Here is a 17,923-nt window from a genome sequence, read left to right as displayed (position 1 = left end):
GGAGGTGGGAGCCTTTGCATGCGGGCATCCGCGTACGGCACATAGGCGCCGCAGAGCGGATTCAGGTGGCGAACACGCGCGGCGGGCGCGTGTCGGTTCGCCGTATGAAAGTTCGACGCACCCGCGTTGGATCCGGGGTCTGCGTGGAGGCGTTCTACGACGCACGGCGCATTTGCGCCGAATGAACGAGCGTGCGCAGTAGCACGCTCCGACTCGTCCATCCTACGGCATCGGAACCGATAAGCGGTGAACGAGCAGGTCAGCGACCCATGAGAGCGGCGATTCGGCGCACCGCGAACTCGTATCCGGCGGTTCCGCAGCCGACGATCACCCCCGCGGCGATCGGCGAGATGTACGAGTGCTGGCGGAACGGTTCGCGGGCGTGCACGTTGCTGATGTGCACTTCCACCACCGGCACCTCGGGCACCACGAGGGCGTCGGCCAGCGCGACTGAGGTGTGCGTCCATCCGCCGGGGTTGATGACGATGCCGCCGATCTCGCCGCGGGCGGCGTGGACGGCGTCGATCATCTCGCCCTCGTGGTTGGTCTGCAGCGCCCGGACCGTCAGGCCGAACTCGGCCGCGGTCCGGCGGGTCGACTCGACGACGTCTTCGAGGGTGTCCGCGCCGTAGACCTCTGGCTGACGCACCCCGAGCATGTTCAGGTTCGGGCCGTTGAGCAGCAGAATCGGCGGAGTCTCGGGGGCATCAGACATGGTTGGGACTCTACTCGGCACCGCCGTGCGCCGCCGTGGGCGACGGCTCCACCAGACCGCGCAGCGTCTGCGCGACCGACTCCGGCAGCGGGCGGGACCGCTCCGTCGCGGTGTCGACGTTCACGTACACCAGCCGCACCTCGCTGACCGGCTCCCCGCCCCTGCTCATCGCGAACCGCAGGGAGAAACTCGACCGGCCCACTGACAGGCATGTCACGTCCACGTCGATCACGTCGTCGAACTTCGCGGGCCGGGAGAAGGTGATCTCGGCTTTCACCACGGATGGGTCGAGGCCGTCGTCCAGCAGTCCGGGATACGGGTGGCCGATCGCGCGGAACCACTCGGTCATCGCCACATCGGCGAGTTCCATGTACCGCGCATTGAAGAGAAATGTCTGCGTATCGGTCTCGTGATACCGAACCCGGTGCTGGTACGCGATCAATCGTCGGTCCTTTCGCATCTCGGCGATGTGATGCTCTCCCGATACTGCCTCACCCACCGGCCGCCCGACTCTGGTAACGGTGGAGGAGGTCCATCACACGCGGGCCGGTCCGGCCCGCCGCTATTGGAGGGAGGATTCCTTGACTACCGCGCGGAGCACCCACGAGGCCGTCGACGACCGCTACCCCTCGCGGCTCGACGCCAGTGCCACCCACGACATCAACACCATTCCCCGGCCCGATCCGACGGTCTGGGGCGCCACCCCCGGCCCCTTCCCGGCGACGGCGCTCGCCGAGTACGAGCGCAAGGGGTTCCACATCGAAGACGGTCTGTTGACCCCGGCTCAGGTGCAGGAGTGCTGGTCGGAGTTCGACCGGATGACCGACGACGCCGACCTCGCCGACAGCGGACTGCTGATCCGTGAACGGGAGTCCGGGGCCATCCGGTCGATCTTCCGCGTCCACCGGGTCAGCCCGGTCTTCGAGGCCCTGGCCCGCACACCCCGGATCCTCGACCGCGCCCGCCAGATCCTGGGTTCGGAGGTCTACATCCACCAGTCGCGGATCAACGCGATGCCGGGCATGGCAGGCACGGGGTTCTACTGGCACTCCGACTTCGAGACCTGGCACGCCGAAGACGGCCTGCCGGCGCCGCGCACCGTGAGCCTGTCGATCGCGCTCACCGACAACTTCCCGTTCAACGGCGGCCTGATGCTCATGCCCGGCGCCCACCGGACGTTCGTGCCCTGCATCGGCGAGACGCCCGACGGCCATTTCCACGAGTCCCTGCAGGACCAGCGCGTCGGCGTCCCCTCGCCGAGCGCCATCACCGAGCTCGGATACGAACACGGCATCGAGCAGTTCACCGGCGCCGCCGGCGCCGGCCTCTTCTTCGACTCGAACTCGATGCACGCCTCCGGTAACAACATCTCGCCCTACCCGCGGGCGAATGTGTTCCTCGTGTTCAACAGTGTCGAGAACGCGCCCCGCGAACCGTACGGGGGCACCGCACCGCGGCCGGACTATCTCGCCGAGCGCGACGTGACTCCGCTGACCCCGCTGGCGGATTCACCGTTCGCGTGAGGAACGGCCGCCGGCCCGGATCGGGCCGGCGGTGCGCGCGGCGGCGGGGCGGCGGGCACCGCGAACCGCCGGGCTAGGATGACGACCTGTGCCAGCTTTCACCGTCCGACGCGCCCAGATAACCGCGATCGTCACCGGCGCACTGGGCGTCCTCCTGGCTCTGGCCACCCCGCTGCTCCCGGTGAAGCAGACTGTCGCGGAAGTGAGCTGGCCGCAGCACGGCGTCGTGGAATCGGTCTCGGCACCGCTGTTCTCCTACGCACCGATCAACCTGAGCGTCGACATTCCGTGCTCCGCGGTCGGCTCCCTGCCCGCCGGAAAGACGGTGCTGTTCTCGACGACCTCGCCCTCTGCGCCGAAGGCCACCGACCGCGGACTGTTCGTGCGGGTCACCGGCTCGGAGAACCCCAGCGTGGAGGTCGTCACCCGGAACATTCCGATACTGTCGGCACCGTTGTCGCAGGTGCGCTCCAGTGCATGCGAACAGATCCGGGTCCGCGCCACCTCCGACGAGGTCAGCGCGGCCTTCACCGGCCTGCGCACCGCATCCGGCGAGCCCCTCGAGGCCGCGACCGGATCCGGCAACATCCCCGGCGGCGACCAGCGTCCGCAGGTCACCGGGCTGTTCACCCAGCTCACCGGCCCGGCGTCGACGCTCGACGGTCTCGATGCCCACATGGTGATCGATTCCCGCTACAGCACGGCGCCGACGATCACCAAGTGGATCGCCATCGTCGTCGGAGTGCTCTGCACGCTCATCTCGCTGGCCGCGTTGGCCCGGCTCGACGCCACCGACCGCCGCGGGCACCGCCGGATCTTCCCGGCACGCTGGTGGCGGCTGAACCCTCGCGACTACACCGTCATCGGGCTGCTGGCCGTCTGGCACATGATCGGGCCCAACACCTCCGACGACGGCTACCTCATGACGATGTCGAGGGTGGCCCAGAACAGCGACTACACCGCCAACTACTTCCGGTGGTTCGGCGCGCCCGAATCACCGTTCGGCTGGTACTACGAGGTCTTCGGTCTCCTCAGCCACGTGAGCGTCGCGAGCCCCTGGATGCGGCTGCCCGCCCTCGCCTGCGGGATCGTCAGCTGGCTCATCATCAGTCACGAGGTGATACCGCGGTTGGGACGCGCGGCACGCATCCGCCCCGCCGTGCCGTGGACCGCCGCCGCGGTCTTCCTGGTCGCCTGGTTCCCGTTCAACAACGGCCTGCGACCCGAGCCCATCATCTGCCTCGGCGCCCTGCTGACCTGGTGTTCGGTGGAACGCGCCATCGCCACCGGGAGGCTGCTCCCCGCCGCGGTGGCCTGCGCGGCCGGCGCGTTCAGCATCGCGGCCGGGCCCACCGGCGTGCTCGCGATCGCGGCCCTCGTCGCAGGTGCGCGCCCGATGTTCCTGGCCCTGCGCCGCCGCGCGATCGAGGTCGCCGCGCTCACCGGCCGCGGCCGGTTCCAGGCCTACGCCGCACTGCTCGCGCCGATCGCCGCCGCGGGCACCTTCGTGATCTTCGTGGTCTTCTCCAATCTCACGCTGCGCGCGTTCAGCGAGGCGTCGAAGATGAAGACCGCGCTCGGACCGTCACTGAACTGGTACAACGAGATCGATCGCTACTCGTCGCTGTTCGCGTTCTCCGCCGACGGCGGCATCGCCCGGCGCTTCGCGGTTCTGGCGATGGTGCTCGGCATGACGGTCGCCGGAGCGGTCCTCATCCGCAAGTCACGCATTCCCGGAACCGCACTCGGACCCGCGCGGCGCATCGTCGGCATCACCTTCGGTTCGCTGCTGTTCCTCATGTTCACGCCTACCAAGTGGACGCATCACTTCGGCGTGTTCGCCGGACTGGCTGCCGCACTGGCCGCCCTCGCCACCATCGCCGCGAGCAGTCAAGCCACCCATTCGCGCCGCAATCGGACGATCTTCGGTGCGCTGGTCCTGTTCGTCGCCGCGCTCGCGATGACTGCACCGAACTCGTACTACTACGCCTCGGCGTGGGGTATGCCGTGGGGCGTCTCGCAGGTCATGGTCGCCGGCGTCCCGCTCGGCGACATCCTGCTCTACGCGGCTCTGGCGCTGCTCTGCCTGGCGTTGTGGTTCCACTTCCGCGAACCGTTCACCGGCACCGATCCGCACCCGGCTCCGCCCGCTCATCCGTCACGGCTGCGCCGCTCGGCCGGCGCCGCGACCCACATGATCGCCGCCGCCCCGCTCGGGATCGTCGCGGGCGTCCTGGTGGTCTTCCTCATCGCGACCGCCGCGATGGCGGGAGTCCGTCAGAGCGACTCCTTCTCGGTGCCGCGATCGAATTTCGCCGCCCTCGCCGGCCGTCCGTGTGCGATGGCCGACAAAGTCCTGGTGGAGACCGATCCGAGTCGCTTCCAGCTCACACCGGTCGACGCCTCACTGGCCGACCCGCTCGCCGGATCGCCGACGCACTCCGATTCCGACAACGGTCCGACCACCGGTTTCACGCCGGACGGCATCCCCGACGAGGTGGAGACGAAGGCCTCTTCGGGTTCGCTCGGAGTTCTGGCCCGGGACGCCGCCTACGACCCCGATCTGCTCATTGCGAACAGCGGGGGCACCGGCGGCGGCACCACCGAGACCGCGGGCGTCAACGGCAGCCACGCCCAGCTCCCGTTCGAGCTCGACCCCGCCCGCACGCCGGTGATGGGCAGCTACGACGCCGACGAGCAGACGCCGTCGTCGCTGACCTCGGGCTGGTACCGGCTGCCCGCCGACTACAAGAGCCGCCCGCTGATCACCCTGTCTGCCGCGGGCGTGTTCCCGTCGCGGAATCTGCGGCTGGAGTACACCGACGCCCGCCTGACGCCGGGGATCAAGGACGATGCGATCGAGTCGACGGGCTCGATCGGCCTCATCGACCCCGGACCGCGGCCCTCGTGGCGGAACGTGCGGATCGACACCGCGTCGCTGCCCGACGATCTGACCGCGGTCCGCATCGTCGCCACCGACAACGACCTCGCGAAGGACCATTTCATCGTGGTCACTCCGCCGCGACTGCCGGAGATGACGACGCTGCAGCAGACCGTCGGCAGCTCCGACCCCACGCACGTCGACTGGACCTCGGGTCTGGTGGTGCCGTGCCAGCGCCCGTTCGACTTCCACGCGGGCGTCGCCGAGATCCCCAAGTGGCGGGTCCGTCCCGGCGCCGACCTGGCCGCGGTGAGCGCATGGCAGGGAGCCCTGGGCGGCGGACCGCTCGGCTGGCTGGAGGTGTCGCAGCGCGCCGACACCGTCGCGACCTACCTGAGCGACGACATCGGCCGCGACTGGGGAGCTCTCGAACGCTATACGCCGTACGACGCCGCGGTGCCCGCCCAGATCGACTACAGCGAGAAGGTACGGAGCGGACTGTGGAGTCCCGCGCCGATCCGCTACTGACACCCGGAGCCGGATACGCGGGATCCTGACGAGACCAGAGGCGCCGAGAACAGAGGCGCCGAGAAGAGAGGTGACGAGGAACAGGCCACCACCGCACGGGACAAAGGGCGGATAACGGGCGGATGTGACGCCCCGCGGCACGTTTGGGCCGTTCCGAGCCCGGTCGACTAACGTCATAGGGCGTGCCAGACCCGACTCCCACTCCGCCGGACGCCGAGCCCGACCGTCCTTCGAGCCCGCTGACGGCGTCGACCGCGCGATGGGTCGCCATCGTGGCGGGCCTCATCGCCGTGGTGGCTGCGATCGTGACTCCGCTTCTGCCCGTGGCGACCACGTCGGCCACCATCTCTTGGCCGCAGGGACAGTCACTGAATCCCGACAACCCGTCTATCGTCGCGCCGCTCATCGCGCAGACCGCCCAGGACGTCGACATCACCCTCGACTGCCGCGTCCTCGCGCAGCTACCCGCAGGCAAGACCACCGTGCTGTCGACGATGCCGCCCGGCGCGCAGAAGGCCGCGAGCAAGGCCCTCACGGTCACCGCTACCGATTCCGCGGTGTCGGTTCTGTTCCGCAGCAATCTGGCCGCAGTCGCCGATCGGGGCGAGATCGCCTCGGGTCGATGCGAGCGTCTGCACATCTTCTCCTCCGCGACCGCGACGGGGGCGCAGTTCGTCGGTCTCGGTCCGGCGAAGATCCTCGAACCCGACACGCGCCCGCAGATCGACGGCCTGTTCACCTCGCTCACCGCCGCGCAGGTGAAGGCCGCAGGTGACGGAATCCGCTCCCGAATCGTCATCGACGACCGTTACGAGAGCCACGCCTCGGCGGCCAAGATCGCCGCGATGGTGATCGCCGTGCTCGCGACTCTCGTCGCACTGTTCGCACTCTGGTGCCTCGACCGCATCCACGGCCACACCGGCGCCCTCATCGCACGAAGCGGCTCCCGGCTGTCGCGACTGCGTCCCAAGGTCTACGACCTGGTCGTCAGCGGCGTGCTGCTGCTGTGGACCTTCCTCGGCGCCGGCGCTCCCGACGACGGTTACATCCTCAACATGGGCCGCACCGCGGGCGAGGCCGGCTACATGTCGAACTACTACCGGTTCTACGGCATCGCCGAGGCACCGTTCGACTGGTACTACAGTTTCCTCGCCCTGTGGGCGAAGGTCTCTCCGACCATCCTGTGGATGCACATTCCGCAGCTCGTCGCCGGCGTCGCGTCGTGGCTGATCCTCTCTCGCGTGGTGCTCCCCCACTTCGGCAAGGCCGTCGCGAGGAACGCATGGGCCGAGTGGACGGTCGGCGCGGTCTTCCTCGCCTTCTGGCTGCCCTTCTGCTCGGGTCTGCGCGGCGAGGCGATCATCGTCCTCGGTTCGCTGCTCACCTGGTGGGCCACCGAGTCGGCCATCACCCGCAGGCGGATCCTGCCCGCCGCACTCGCCGCGACCGTTGCCGGACTCACCCTCGCACTCGCGCCCCAGGGCGTGGTCGGTGTGGCGATCCTCCTCGTCGCCGCACGCCCGATGCTGCACGTTCTGATCGACCGCCGGCGCGAATCGGGACTGCTCGCACTCTTGGCTCCCATCGCCGCCGCCGGGACCGTCGTCGCCGTCGTCGTGTTCCGCGACCAGACGCTGATGACCGTGCTGGAGGCGATGAAGATCCGTTACCAGACGGGCCCCATCGTGCCGTGGCACCAGGAGTTCCTGCGCTATTACTTCCTGTCCGTCGGCACCCCCGACGGCGCGCTCGCCCGCCGGATCCCGGTACTGCTGACATTCGTCGCCGCGTTCCTGGTCGCCGCCGTGCTCCTGCGCCGAGGCGGCATCAAGGGCGTCGCCACCTCGCCCGCTTGGCGGATGATCGGCGCTTTCGGCGTCACCCTGATGCTGCTGTTCGGCACGCCCACCAAGTGGACGATCCAGTTCGGCGTGCTCACCGGTCTCGGATCGGCCCTCGCCGCGCTCGCGGCGATCGCGATCGCACAGAGCGGCGCCCGTTCGCTGCGGAATCTGTCCGCGCTGACCGCGGGACTGCTGTTCGCACTCGCCGCGGCGGCCGCGGGCACCAATGCCTGGCCGTACGCGTACAACCTGGGCATCCCGTGGTTCAACATCGCACCGGTGGCCGCCGGTTTCGAGGTCTCCACCATCCTGCTCGCGCTGGCCGTGGTGGCCGTCGCCGTCACCCTCTGGCTGCATCTGCGCAACGACTACATCGCCAACAAGGGGCTCGCCCATCACGCCGAGGGCGTCCCGGACAGCCCCGCCGACAAGCGCCGGATCGCCCTCGCGTCCACGCCGCTCCTGGTGATCGCCTCCCTGATGGTGGTGGCCACCATCCTGGCCTTCGGCCGCGCCGTGGTCATCCGTCACCCGGCGATGACCGTGGCCTCCAACAACGTCGACGCGCTGACCGGGAACACCTGCGGTATGGCCGATCAGGTTCTCGCCGAACCCGATCCCAACGCGAACATGCTGACCCCGGCCGGCGGCGCGTCGCCGACCGCCGCGCTCACCGGCGCCGATCCGGTCGGGTTCACCCCGGACGGCATCCCCGACGACCTCTCTCCGGACACCCGCAGTTCCCGCGCCGGTCAGATGCACGTGGGCGGTTCCACCTCCAAGCCCTTCGCCATCATCGGCGGTCTCGGCGCCGGCACCACCGGAGGCGTCGGCCCGAAGACGGTGAACGGCTCGACGGCGCTGCTGCCCTTCGGTCTCGATCCGAAGACCACCCCGGTGCTGGGCAGCTACGGGTACAACGCCAACGCACATCTGACGACCGGCTGGTACGAGCTCCCGGCGCGCGACGCGTCGCCGCTGATCGCCTTCGCCACCGCGGGCGCGGTCTCGACCATCGACGCCGACGGCGTGCCGACCTTCGGACAGAAGCTGGTGGTCCAGTTCGGCAAGAAGGGCCCGGGCGGCTCGTTCGTGCAAGTGGGCCCGGAGGTCGTTCCGATCGATCCCGGACCGGTGATTCCCAACCGGCCGTGGCGCAACCTGCGCGTTCCGATGACGCAGGTGCCGCCGCAGGCCGAGGTGATGCGCCTGGTGCTGGCCGACACCAACCTGGGCCCGATGCAATTCATCGGCATCACGCCGCCGCGCGCCCCCAAGTTGCAGACCCTGCAGGAGCTGGTCGGCTCCACCGCACCGGTGCTGATCGATTTCCCGGTGGCCGCGCACTTCCCGTGCCAGCGACCGCTGGCGATCCGGCACGGTGTGGCCGAGGTCCCCGACTGGCGCATCCTGCCCGACTACGTGACGGCCAACTCCCAGTCGAAGACCTGGATGGCCGCCAATTCGGGCGGTCTGCTCGCCGTCACCGAGGGCGCCACGTCGCAAGTCACCGTCCCGACGTATCTGCGCGACGACTGGCATCAGGACTGGGGCTCGCTGGAGAAGGAGTTCCCGCTCAGCCCGGGCGCGGTCCCCGCCGCCATCGTCACCGATCCGGTGCGCACCTGGGGCTGGACGCGAACCGGGTCGATCCGGGTGGAGCCGAGTAAATGACCGAGCGTGACGGGAATGAAGAAACGGTGACCGTGAACGATTCTCCGCAGACCGCCGAGGCCGGAGCGACCGGCCGCCTGCGTCGGCTGAAGACGCGCGACTACCGCAACGCCAAGCTGGTCGCCGCGGTGGCCGGTCTGCTCGGCTTCGTGCTCGCGGCGCTGACGCCCATCCTGCCGATCGATCAGAAGACGTCGGAGCTGCACTGGCCGCAGAACGACGCGGTCACCAACGTCACCGCGCCGATGGTCTCGTACGTCCCGACCTCGATGGACGTCTCCGTGCCGTGTTCACTGGCCCGGAGTCTGCCCGCCGACGGCGGCGTCCTGATGTCGACCGTGCCCAGGCAGGGACGTCAGGCCACCGCGCGCGGGTTGTTCGTCCGCGCCACCGACAAGTCGATCAGCATGATCGTGCGCGACGTGGTGCTGCTCTCGACTGACCGCGCCGCGGCGCAGAGCGACCCCGGCTGCCGCTTCGTGATGACGGGCGACGGCGACGGCGTCACCGCATCGATCGAGGGTGTCGCGCCCGGCGACAGCACGTCTTACCGCACCGACGATCCGGACATGCGGCCGCAGATCCTCGGAGTGTTCTCCGATCTGCCCCGTGACGTCTCACGCGACGGTCTGTCGTTGAACGCGACCGTCGACACCCGCTTCATCAACTCCCCCACGCCGCTCAAGCTGGCGGCGATCATCGTCGGCATCATCGCGACACTGTTGTCGTTGCTGGCGCTCGGGGTGCTCGACGCACGGGACGGCCGCGGGCACAAGCGGTTCCTCCCCGCCGGATGGTTCACCATCCGAGGCCCCGACGTCGCCGTCTTCCTCGTCCTGGCCGTGTGGTGGCTGATCGGCGGCAACACCTCCGACGACGGCTACAACATCACCGTCGCCCGGATCACGAGCGAGGCCGGCTACGCCGACAACTACTTCCGGTACTTCGGCGTCCCGCAGGACCCGTTCGGCTGGCACTTCCAAGTCCTGTCGTGGATGACGCACATCTCGGTCGCCACCCCCTGGCTGCGTCTGCCGAGCCTGCTGTTCGGTCTGCTCGGCTGGTGGCTCATCAGCCGGGAGGTGATCCCCCGGCTGGGTCGGTCGGTGCGCAACAGTTCGGCGGCCGTCTGGACCGGCGCGATGGTGTTCCTCACCATCTGGATGCCGTACAACAACGGCATCCGCCCGGAACCGGCCGAAGCCGTGGGCGCGCTGCTGACCTGGTGCTGCGTGGAGCGCGCGATCGCCACTCGGCGGCTGCTGCCCTACGCGATCGCCGCGATCGCCGCGGCCTTCACCCTGGCTCTCGCGCCGGGCGGTCTGATGGCGGCGGCCGCCCTGGTGGCGGGCCTGCGCGGGATCGTCAAGACGATCGTCGACCGGCGCAGGCGCGACGGACTGCTCCCGATGATCGCGCCGCTGCTGGCGGCGGGCACGGCCGTGCTGTTCATGATCTTCTACGCGCAGGCGCTCGCACCGCTGCTGGAGGGCAACAAGGTGGCGGGCGAGGTCGGCCCCACCGAACAGTGGTGGCAGGAACCGGTCCGCTACTACTACCTGATCCTGCAGACCGGCGACGGCACCTTCCCACGCCGCTTCGGCATCCTGATGATGATCCTGGCGCTGGTGATCGCGATCTTCCGGCTCGCGTCGAGGCGATCGCCGCAGGGCATCGCGCGGGCTCCGATGTGGAGGCTGGTCGCCGTCATCATCGGCACGATGTTCTTCACCTCCTTCACCCCGACCAAGTGGACGCACCATTTCGGCATCTACGCGGGTATCGGCGCGGCGCTCTGTGCGGGCGTGGCGGCGATGATGGCCCCGGCCCTGCTCCGTTCGCGGCGCAACCGCGCATTCTTCGCGTCGGCCGTGTTGCTGGTGACGGCGGTGTCGGCGGCGGGCACCAACATGTGGTGGTACGTCGGAAGCTACGGCGTTCCCTGGTGGGACCGCCCGGTGGCCCTGGGCGGGATCAAGCTGAGTTGGATCGTGCTCTTCTTCGCCGTTCTCACCGCCGCGGTGGGTCTGTGGTACCACTTCCGTGACGACTACGTCGACGACGCGACCCGCACCGGCACCGTCCGTACCGGCTTGGCTCGGTTCAAGTTCTCGCCGTTGCCGGTGATCGCCGGACTGCTGGTCGTCTTCATGCTCGGCTCCTTCGTCAAGGGCGCCTGGGTGCAGCGCGACAGCTGGTCGTGGGCCAAGTCGAATGTGCGCGCGCTCACCGGCGACGAGTGCGGGTTGGCCAACGACGTCCTCGTCGAGGACGATCCGAACGCCGCGATTCTGCATCCGGCGGCCGTCGACGGACATCCCGCGCCGACGCCGCGCGCGGCCCTCTCAGGCCAGAACGTCGGCTTCACTCGAGACGGCATCCCGGCCGGAACGTTCATCGATCCGCTGGAGGAGAAGGACGGAACCGACGAGGACACCGATCCGGCGACCGCACCCCCGACCGCCGGGGGCGGCGCCGCGACCGCGGACACCGCCGACAACGGCACGGACGACACCGAGCAGAATCCGGTGGGCGCCGAGCCGACGGCACCCACCAGCGCCGTCCGGCTGCCCTACGGGCTCGATCCGGCGACCACCCCGGTGCTCGGCAGCTACGGCTCGCCGGGTGTCAACTCGGTGACCACCGGCTGGTACGACCTCGGCTTCGAGGCGGGCCGCGCCCCGGCCGACAAACCGCTGCTGACCGTCGCCGCGGCGGGTTCGATCGAGGCGGTGAACGGCCTGGGCGCCCTCACCCCCGGACGGAAACTGACCGCACAGTTCGGCCGCCGGGAGGCGAACGGCCGGGTGACCCCGCTGGGCCGGGCGCTGACGCCGGTGGACGCGATGGAGCAGAAGTACTGGCGCAACATGCGGTTCGCGTTCGCCGACGCACCGCCGCGCGCCGATGTGGTCCGGCTCAGCGTGCTCGACGACGCCGCCGCGGTCAACGAATGGGTGGCGTTCACGCCGCCGCGCGTGCCCGCACTGCGCACCCTGAACGACGTCGTCGGGCGGACCGACCCGGTGTTCATCGACTGGATGCCGGGACTGGTGTTCCCGTGCCAGCGGCCGATGGCCGTCAGCTATGGAATTCTCGAGATCCCGGACTGGCGCATCATGCCCGACGCCGACGCCACCAAGCGCAACAGCCAGACCTGGTCGGCGGGCGTCAACGGCGGTCCGCTCGGCATCACCGACGGACTGCTCAAGGGCACGCTGGTGCCGACGTACCTGCGCAACAACTGGGGCCGCGACTGGGGCGGCCTGGAACGGTACGCGATGGTGGTCGACGCCGAGCCCGCCGAGATGGTTCACGGGTCGCATCAGGTGAGCGGACTGTACAACCCCGCGCCGATGCGCTCGAAGGGCTACTGAGGCTCCGCTCGGGAGAGTGGTGAGCAGCGGATCGGACCGGCAGCCGCGGGCCGCGGCGTTCTCAGTCGATCCGCAGCTCACCCATCTCGTCCCAGCCGTCGCCGTCGACCTGACGGGAGACGATCTTCGGGGTCGAGACGAGGTGCGGGCGCATCGCCTCCAATCCCGCGGCGAAGTGGTCGCTGGAGACGTGCGGGCCCGCTCCCTCGTCGGTGAAGGCCTCGACGAGCACGTACTCCGACGGATCGTCCAGGCTGCGCGACCACTCGAACCACAGGTTCCCCGGCTCGGCTCGCGTGGCCGCGGTGAATTCGGCCACCACCTCTGGGAACCGGTCGACGCTGTCGGGCTTGACCTGGAATTTGACGACGATGAAGTACATGCGGGTCCTGTCTGGAGTTGGGACGATTGCCGATCCCATTATCGGTCGTCCCGCCTGTACCGGCCACGGATCGCGGCGCCCGGAGGTCAACGGCAGTCGGTGCGCTTCTCGTGCCGGGCCAAGGTGAACAGGTCGATCGCGTCAATCGTCATGAGGGTGTTCCTTCCAGTCTCTTGTCGTTCGTATCGCCCTTCTCGTTCGCATCGCTGCGGTCACGCGCCGCGGCCTCCACGAGCGGCGTGACGGTGCGCGTCCGCCAAGGCGTGCGGCGCGGCAAGAGCACGATCGCCGCCACTGCCGCCAGGGCGAACAACCCGGCGGCCACAGCCAGCCCCAGGGCGTAGCCGCCACTCACCGCCACGGGGTCGACCGACGTCCCCGATCGGTGCGCTGCGATGGTGGCGAGGGCTGCCACTCCGACTGCACCGCCCAGTGGCCTGGAACTGTTCATGAGTCCGGAGGCCATGCCCGCCTCGTGCGGAGCGACGCCGGTTGTCGCGGCGGTCGCGACCGGCGCCAGGACCAGGCCGACACCGACGCTGGTGAGGATCGACGGGCCGAGCACATCGACCATGAAGCTGCCACCTGGATCGATCGTGGCGAACCAGCAGAGTCCGGCCGCCGCCACCACTGCCCCCGGCACCAGCGCGGTTCGCGGCGAGTGCGCCGCCGTGATGCGGACGGCGACGACGGTCCCGGCGATCAGTCCGGCCGTGAAGGGCAGGAACGCCACTCCTGTGGTCCCCGCGCTCAGGCCGAGGATGTTCTGCATGTACAGCGATACGAGATAGAACGCCGCGAACTGCCCGGCAGCTGCCAGGAAGACGATGATGTTCGCGCCCGAGACCCACCGGTCGGCGAGCAGACCCGGACGCAGCAGCGGTGCGGCAGACTTCGCCTCGATCACGATCAGACCCGCCAGGAGCAGCCCCGCGGTGGCCAGCGTCGCGATCGTGATCGCTGATCCCCAGCCGACGGTGTCGGCGCGCACGACGCCGAGCACCAGAAGTACGGCAACGGCGGTCGCGGCGAGCGCGCCCGGCCAATCGAGCCGCTGACCCCGTGCGGACGATTCTCCGGCAGGCACCCCGAGCGGGATGAGCGCGAGCGCCGTCATCACGATCGGAATGTTGACCAGCATGACCCAGCGCCAGCCGGCGTACTCGGTCAAGAGTCCGCCCGCGAGCACCCCCAGCGCGCCGCCGGCCGCATTGACCGCACTCCAGACCCCGAGGGCCCGCACCCGGGCCCTGCCCTCGGGAAACGTAGCGGTGAGCATCGCCAGTGCCGACGGTGCCACCGCCGCGGCACCGAGGCCCTGACCGGCACGGGCCGCGATCAACTGCCACGGCGCGTGCGCCGCGCCGCCGGCAAGGGAGCAGACGCCGAACACGATCAGTCCCGCGACGAAGACCCGGCGGCGGCCGTAGAGGTCGCAGGCGCGTCCGCCCAGCAGCAACAGTCCGCCGAAGACCAGGGCATACACGTGCACCACCCACGACAGATCGAGCGGAGCGAAACCCAGGTCGAGCCCGATGGTCGGGAGCGCGACGGTGACGACGGACATGTCCAGAGCGACGATGAACTGAGCGAAGCAGGCCGCGGCGAGCACCACCGTCGGCTTCCCGATCCTGTTTTTGTACATGTATAAAAACTAACGGCGCGCCCCTCGATTGTCGACCCCTGAGGAATGATGAGGGGCATGGCGCAACCTTCAGTTCCCCGAAAGAGCACAGGCAGGCCACCACGGATATCGCTCTCGGAGATCCTGGACGCGGCGCGCCGCATCGTCGACGAAGACGGTGTGGACCGCCTGACGATGCGGCGGCTGGCGTCGGAGATGGGAAGCGCGCCGATGGCGGTCTACCACCACGTCCGGAACAAGGACGAGTTGCTGGTGATGCTGTTGGACGACTACGCCGCGCAGAACCTGCGGCGATTCGAACCGCCGGAGCGGGCGCGCGATCGCGTCCTGTCCGGGGCCGACGCGATCCACGAGGCCCTCGTCGGCTGCCCGTGGATCGTGGAAGTGCTGACCGCCGACGATCTGCTCTCGACCTCGGCTCTCTGGTTCGTCGAACAGATCGTCGACGGTCTCGTGCAGGCCGGCCTGACGCTCGATCAAGCCGTCCGCGGGTATCGGTCGATCTGGTACTACACGGCGGGTGAGATCGTCGTGAAGACCACCGCGGCGCGCCGGCGGTCGGACGACCGCCGCACCACCTTCCGCGATCAGGTCTTCGCCGACCTCGATCGCAGCGAACTACCGAGACTCGCACAGGCCGCCGACCGCTGGGCGTCACTCACTTCGGCTGACACGTATCGCGAGGGCCTGGCCGCGCTGGTCGACGGGCTGCTTCAGTCGGTGCAGTCCCAGACGTAAGCCCCACCTCACCCGACGGCGGTCCCGACCAGCGAACCGATGCCGTATGTCACCGCCATCGCAATGCCGCCACCGATCACCATCCGCAGTGTCGGCCGCCACGGCGACGACTTGCCGAGGTACGCACCGAGGACCCCGGTGGCCGCCAGTGCCACAAGCACCGCGACCACCGCCACAGGGATGCGCCACTGTGCGGGCGGTACCAGGATCGCGATCAGCGGAAGCAGTGCTCCCACGGTGAACGACACCGCCGATGAGAACGCGGCCTGCCACGGGTTGGTGAGTTCGTGCGGATCGATTCCGAGTTCGGCCTCAGCGTGGGCGGCGAAGGCGTCCCGGTCGCTCAGCTCGGCGGCGGCCCGCCGCGCCGTCTCCGGTGACATGCCCTTCTTCTCGTAGATGCCCGCCAGTTCCTCGAGTTCTTCTTCGGGCTGGTTCCGCAGCTCCCATTTCTCCTTCGCGAGCATCGCCGCCTCGGTGTCGCGCTGCGTGCTCACCGACACGTACTCCCCCAGCGCCATCGACACCGCGCCCGCCGCGAGGCCCGCGATCCCCGCGGTGAAGATCGGACCGCGGTCGGCGGTCGCCGCGGCCACGCCGACGACGATGCCCGCCGTCGAGACGATGCCGTCGTTGGCGCCCAGGACTCCGGCGCGCAACCAGTTGAGCCGGCTCGCCAGCGCGCCGGTGTGGGGCTCGTCGGCATGCCCGCCGTCGGGCGTCGGCCTCGTCTCCGTCGTCATGAATCCATGGTCGCAGCTGGTCAGCGTCCCGGCAAGCAAGGTTTGGCAGGGCTGAGAAGTGTGAGCCGAGGGTTACCCGTGAACTTCCGTAGAGTCCGGCCGCGCGTCCTGACCGGTTCCCGCCGACACCGTAGATTCACTCGCATGGACACCATCAACGGGCTGCCCGCGCACCCGCTTCTCGTACATTTCGTCGTGGTCGCGGTTCCAGTCACCGCACTGGTGGCGATCGCCATCGCCGTATGGCCCAGGGCCCGGATCGCCCTCGGCGTCTTCCCGTCGATCCTCGCACTCGTCACGTTGATCGCCGTGCCGATCACCACATCCGCTGGTGAGGCATTGGAAAAGAAGGTCGGCTCGACTCCTCAGCTGGAGCAGCACACCCAGCTCGGCGACGAGCTGATCCTCGCGGTCGGTCCGCTGTTCGGGCTGATCGCCCTGCTCCAACTGCTGCGGTATCCATTCGTCACCGAACGGATTCCGCTGTCGGACAAAACTATCGGAGTCGTCGACGCCGTCGTGCGAGTCGCGGTCGTCGCAGCGGCGATCGCCTCGCTGGTGATGGTGGTGCTCGTCGGCGACAGCGGTGCCCGCGCGGTGTGGGGCGGTTAGTCTCGCGGCGGCTCAGCTGCCCGACAGAGTCGGATTGCAGAAAACCAGTTTCACTTATAAGTGCAACTGGTTTAGTGTCGAGACAACGACTGGGAGGTGTGTAGCGATGAGTGCAGTGATCGATCGGGGCGTCGGAAAGACCACAGTGACCGTGACGTCAGACCAAGTGTCGCAAGCCAGTGCAGTCGATCTGGCGGCCCTGCGTGCGGCGGTGCCGGCAGAATTGGCTGGAGTCCTTATTGAGGTGCTCCGGATCGTCGCCGCCGGCGGGACGGTAACCGTGGGATCGATGCCGGATGAGCTGACGACCACCGCCGCGGCAGACCTACTCGGCATGTCACGACCGACATTGATGAAGCTGATTCGAGATGAACAGATAGTTGCGCACAAGGTCGGCACCCACACTCGACTGAACACGTCCGACGTTCTCGCCTACCGAGACCGGCTGCGTGAGCAACAGCGGGCAGCGTTGTGGGAGCTACGCGAGTTCGAGCAGGCGGAGGACCTAGACTACTGACACGGCACCTCCTGTCGGCGACTCTGTCCCGCACGGGATCTATTGTGACTTGAGTGACTTCAGGAGTGCCGAACGTGCTGCCGGATGCGAACGTGCTTTATTCGCGAACACTTCGGGACTGGATTTGTCTCCTCGCCGCGAGATCAGGTCCGCCGCTGTTCCACCTGCGCTGGACCGAGGATGTGCTCGCCGAACTGGTTTACCACCTGCGCAAGAATCACCCGCATTACTCCGATCACCAGGTCGGCGGCGTCCGACAACGGATCATCAAAGTCGCGGTGCACGGTCGGATCGAGGGATACGAGGTCGACTCGGCGTTTGAGTACACCGATGAGTACGACGCGCATCTGCACGCCGCGGCTGAGCACGGCCGCATACAATACGTCGTCACCAACGATCGAGGATTCCACCGGTTCGCCGAGGCGAACGACGAACGTCTCGGATACGAGGTATATACCCCCGACGACTTCCTGATGCTCGTCCATCGGGACGCAATCGCCACCGTCCGCGAGGCTCTACTCGACCAGATCACCTACCATTGCCGTCTCGGCAGACCGTTCAACCTCGCCGATCGCCTCGAGGCCGCTCAAGCCCCGACCTTTGCCGCCGCGATCCGCGCGATGATGCAAGCCCCGGCTGTCGCGGAAGCGCTATCCCGCGCGTCGTCCTCGACCTGACCCGCACTGATTGCCCGCTGGGCAGGCGAGTCTCTCATTCCCTCCTGGTCCCCTCTCGTCAGCCAAT

Annotated in this window: 13 protein-coding genes; 8 read left to right on the top strand and 5 right to left on the bottom strand. The window is 68.7% G+C overall.

Annotation, left to right across the window (positions count from 1 at the left end; all coding sequences use genetic code 11):
- Nucleotides 1-259: 259 nt before the first annotated feature.
- Nucleotides 260-715, bottom strand: a complete 456-nt coding sequence (gene aroQ, locus P5P27_RS20150; RefSeq protein ID WP_062367969.1) for a type II 3-dehydroquinate dehydratase — start codon at nt 713-715, stop codon at nt 260-262.
- A 10-nt stretch (nt 716-725) separates the two neighbouring features.
- The gene (locus P5P27_RS20145; protein ID WP_231650338.1) at nt 726-1,214 is read right to left on the bottom strand and encodes an acyl-CoA thioesterase; all 489 of its coding nucleotides are present in this window, start codon (nt 1,212-1,214) and stop codon (nt 726-728) included.
- Between the two features lie 82 nt (nt 1,215-1,296).
- Between P5P27_RS20145 and thpD the strand changes: the two genes are divergently transcribed.
- The 4 genes from thpD to P5P27_RS20125 all read left to right on the top strand — a co-directional run bounded on the left by thpD (nt 1,297) and on the right by P5P27_RS20125 (nt 12,542).
- On the top strand, nt 1,297-2,238 hold the full coding sequence (gene thpD, locus P5P27_RS20140) for an ectoine hydroxylase (protein ID WP_006897109.1): 942 nt from the start codon (nt 1,297-1,299) through the stop codon (nt 2,236-2,238).
- An 88-nt stretch (nt 2,239-2,326) separates the two neighbouring features.
- Nucleotides 2,327-5,647, top strand: a complete 3,321-nt coding sequence (locus tag P5P27_RS20135) for an arabinosyltransferase domain-containing protein (RefSeq protein ID WP_278125786.1) — start codon at nt 2,327-2,329, stop codon at nt 5,645-5,647.
- A gap of 182 nt (nt 5,648-5,829) precedes the next feature.
- Nucleotides 5,830-9,165 (top strand): arabinosyltransferase domain-containing protein, encoded by a 3,336-nt coding sequence (locus tag P5P27_RS20130; protein ID WP_006897111.1) that lies wholly within the window; start codon nt 5,830-5,832, stop codon nt 9,163-9,165.
- Nucleotides 9,162-12,542 carry an arabinosyltransferase domain-containing protein gene (locus P5P27_RS20125; protein WP_278125784.1) on the top strand — a complete coding sequence of 1,127 codons (3,381 nt, stop codon included), beginning with the start codon at nt 9,162-9,164 and terminating at the stop codon, nt 12,540-12,542. Before P5P27_RS20130 ends, P5P27_RS20125 begins: the two co-directional genes overlap by 4 nt.
- Nucleotides 12,543-12,603: 61 nt before the next feature.
- On the opposite strand, the gene P5P27_RS20120 is transcribed toward P5P27_RS20125, so the two are convergent.
- On the bottom strand, nt 12,604-12,924 hold the full coding sequence (locus tag P5P27_RS20120) for a putative quinol monooxygenase (protein ID WP_045539212.1): 321 nt from the start codon (nt 12,922-12,924) through the stop codon (nt 12,604-12,606).
- Between the two features lie 148 nt (nt 12,925-13,072).
- Complete coding sequence (locus P5P27_RS20115) at nt 13,073-14,569, bottom strand: MFS transporter (RefSeq protein WP_278125781.1); 1,497 nt, start codon at nt 14,567-14,569, stop codon at nt 13,073-13,075.
- A 57-nt stretch (nt 14,570-14,626) separates the two neighbouring features.
- On the opposite strand from P5P27_RS20115, the gene P5P27_RS20110 reads away from it, so the two are divergent.
- Nucleotides 14,627-15,307, top strand: a complete 681-nt coding sequence (locus P5P27_RS20110) for a TetR/AcrR family transcriptional regulator (RefSeq protein ID WP_278125778.1) — start codon at nt 14,627-14,629, stop codon at nt 15,305-15,307.
- Nucleotides 15,308-15,315: 8 nt separating this feature from the next.
- Here P5P27_RS20110 and P5P27_RS20105 read toward each other — a convergent pair whose 3' ends face one another.
- Nucleotides 15,316-16,050 (bottom strand): VIT1/CCC1 transporter family protein, encoded by a 735-nt coding sequence (locus tag P5P27_RS20105; RefSeq protein WP_006897116.1) that lies wholly within the window; start codon nt 16,048-16,050, stop codon nt 15,316-15,318.
- A 144-nt stretch (nt 16,051-16,194) separates the two neighbouring features.
- Here P5P27_RS20105 and P5P27_RS20100 point away from each other — a divergent pair, with 144 nt between their 5' ends.
- The 3 genes from P5P27_RS20100 to P5P27_RS20090 all read left to right on the top strand — a co-directional run bounded on the left by P5P27_RS20100 (nt 16,195) and on the right by P5P27_RS20090 (nt 17,856).
- The gene (locus tag P5P27_RS20100; protein ID WP_006897117.1) at nt 16,195-16,662 is read left to right on the top strand and encodes a DUF2231 domain-containing protein; all 468 of its coding nucleotides are present in this window, start codon (nt 16,195-16,197) and stop codon (nt 16,660-16,662) included.
- A 106-nt stretch (nt 16,663-16,768) separates the two neighbouring features.
- Nucleotides 16,769-17,179, top strand: a complete 411-nt coding sequence (locus P5P27_RS20095) for a helix-turn-helix domain-containing protein (protein WP_006897118.1) — start codon at nt 16,769-16,771, stop codon at nt 17,177-17,179.
- 74 nt (nt 17,180-17,253) lie between these two features.
- On the top strand, nt 17,254-17,856 hold the full coding sequence (locus P5P27_RS20090) for a PIN domain-containing protein (protein WP_006897119.1): 603 nt from the start codon (nt 17,254-17,256) through the stop codon (nt 17,854-17,856).
- Nucleotides 17,857-17,923: the final 67 nt, after the last annotated feature.

Source organism: Gordonia sihwensis (assembly GCF_029632925.1).
In the GTDB taxonomy this organism is placed as follows: domain Bacteria; phylum Actinomycetota; class Actinomycetes; order Mycobacteriales; family Mycobacteriaceae; genus Gordonia; species Gordonia sihwensis.
This window is presented reverse-complemented; position numbering and strand designations above follow the sequence as displayed.

Coding starts and splice junctions, on each gene's coding strand:
- P5P27_RS20115 (WP_278125781.1), bottom strand. CDS start 14,569: ATGTACAAAAACAGGATCGGGAAGCCGACGGTGGTGCTCGCCGCGGCC.
- P5P27_RS20120 (WP_045539212.1), bottom strand. CDS start 12,924: ATGTACTTCATCGTCGTCAAATTCCAGGTCAAGCCCGACAGCGTCGAC.
- P5P27_RS20105 (WP_006897116.1), bottom strand. CDS start 16,050: ATGACGACGGAGACGAGGCCGACGCCCGACGGCGGGCATGCCGACGAG.
- P5P27_RS20100 (WP_006897117.1), top strand. CDS start 16,195: ATGGACACCATCAACGGGCTGCCCGCGCACCCGCTTCTCGTACATTTC.
- P5P27_RS20095 (WP_006897118.1), top strand. CDS start 16,769: ATGAGTGCAGTGATCGATCGGGGCGTCGGAAAGACCACAGTGACCGTG.
- P5P27_RS20110 (WP_278125778.1), top strand. CDS start 14,627: ATGGCGCAACCTTCAGTTCCCCGAAAGAGCACAGGCAGGCCACCACGG.
- aroQ (WP_062367969.1), bottom strand. CDS start 715: ATGTCTGATGCCCCCGAGACTCCGCCGATTCTGCTGCTCAACGGCCCG.
- P5P27_RS20125 (WP_278125784.1), top strand. CDS start 9,162: ATGACCGAGCGTGACGGGAATGAAGAAACGGTGACCGTGAACGATTCT.